The organism is Enterobacter sp. 296B2 (assembly GCF_034106185.1).
GTDB lineage: Bacteria > Pseudomonadota > Gammaproteobacteria > Enterobacterales > Enterobacteriaceae > Enterobacter > Enterobacter cloacae_N.
The window spans coordinates 1-1724 of sequence record NZ_JAWNCA010000071.1; the positions used below are offsets into that span (position 1 = coordinate 1).

The 1724-nt window shown below is 53.4% G+C and carries 2 protein-coding genes; both read left to right on the forward strand.

Annotation, left to right across the window (positions count from 1 at the left end):
- Nucleotides 1-22: 22 nt before the first annotated feature.
- Nucleotides 23-526 (forward strand): non-heme ferritin-like protein, encoded by a 504-nt coding sequence (locus tag URZ40_RS23085; protein ID WP_233002679.1) that lies wholly within the window; start codon nt 23-25, stop codon nt 524-526.
- Nucleotides 527-691: 165 nt separating this feature from the next.
- Nucleotides 692-1724, forward strand: a 1033-nt coding sequence (locus URZ40_RS23090) for an anaerobic C4-dicarboxylate transporter (protein ID WP_320721255.1), incomplete at its 3' end; no start/stop codon positions are given.

The following is a 1724-nucleotide window of genomic DNA, read 5'->3' on the forward strand; positions in this document are numbered from 1 at the left end:
CACAGTCTATAAGGATATGAGTATGGCTACCCAAACGATGATGCAAAAACTTAACGCGCAGATGAACCTTGAGTTCTACGCCTCGAATCTGCACCTTCACTTAAGCGCATGGTGTTCTGAGAAAAGCCTCACGGGCTCTGCCACGTTCTTTCGCTCACAGGCACAAAGCAACGTCACCCATATGATGCGCGTCTTTAACTTCCTGAAGGCCGCAGGGGCTAACCCGGTAGTTAAAGCCCTCGATGGGATCAACGAAAATTATTCTTCTCTGGAAGAACTGTTTCAGAAAACGCTGGAAGAGCATGAGCAACGCTGCACGACGCTCAACAGACTGGCCGATGAAGCCAGAGCACAGCATGACATCACCACCCTTAAATTTTTACGCGATATGGACAAAGAACAGCAGCAGGACGGCATGCTGCTGAAAACGCTGGTGGATGAGATCCATAATGCCCGACAGGCAGGTTTATGCCCGGAGCAGGCCGACCGCCACCTGCTTGACCTGGTGACGGTGCAGCATCACTAAGCGTTTTAACCTGCCCTTTCCCTGATTCTGGGGGGCAGGTTCCCCTCCCTTTTCACCAACCCTCTGCTTTTGCTGAATTTTAACAAATCAGATCTCGCTCCCAATGATTAGCCTTACAAAATGTAATGATTTATTTAATTACATAATCATTAACGAGGGAGCAGCATGATCACCATTGAGTTTGTTGTCATTCTCCTCTGCCTGCTGACGGGTACACGTTTCGGCGGCATGGGGCTTGGGTTAATCAGCGGGATTGGCCTTTTTATTTTGTGTTTTGTCTTTGGACTCAAGCCCGGCAAGCCGCCGGTTGACGTCATGTTAACCATTCTTGCGGTGATTGGCTGCGCCGCCACCCTGCAGACGGCGGGTGGCCTCAACGTCATGATGCAGTTTGCTGAACGCCTGCTGCGCAAACACCCACAGCACATCACGCTACTTGCCCCTTTTACCACCTGGATGTTGACCTTTCTGTGTGGCACAGGGCACGTGGTCTATACCATGTTTCCCATCATTGCGGATATCGCGCTTAAAAAAGGGATCCGACCGGAACGCCCAATGGCGGTGGCATCGGTGGCATCCCAGATGGCGATCACCGCGTCTCCGGTTTCCGTCGCCGTCGTGTCGCTGGTCTCCATCCTGGCCGCGCAGCATGGGATAGGTCACGCGTGGGGGATCCTGGAAATTCTCGCCGTGTCGGTTCCCGCTTCACTTTTCGGGGTGGCGATTGCGGCCCTGTGGAGTTTACGCCGCGGGAAAGATTTGGCTGACGACATTGAGTTTCAGGAAAAACTAAAAGACCCCAGGCAGCGCGAGTTTATCTATGGCGGCACGGAGACGTTGATGAACCAGCGTTTTCCGAAGCAGGCCTACTGGTCGACATGGATTTTCTTTGCCGGTATTGCGGTGGTGGTCCTGCTCGGAGCCTTCCCTGAACTGCGCCCCGCCTTCGAGCTGAAAGGCAAAATGACGGCGCTGTCGATGAACCTTGTCATTCAGATGATGATGCTCATTGCCGGGGCCGTGATGCTGATGGTCTGCAAGGTCAATGCCTCAGCTATCTCAAACGGCGCGGTATTCAAGGCCGGCATGGTGGCGATCTTCTCGGTGTTCGGGGTGGCGTGGATGAGTGATACCTTTTTCCAGGCGCATCTCGACGAGTTAAAGCTGGCGCTGGAAGGCGTTGTGAAAAGCCATCCGT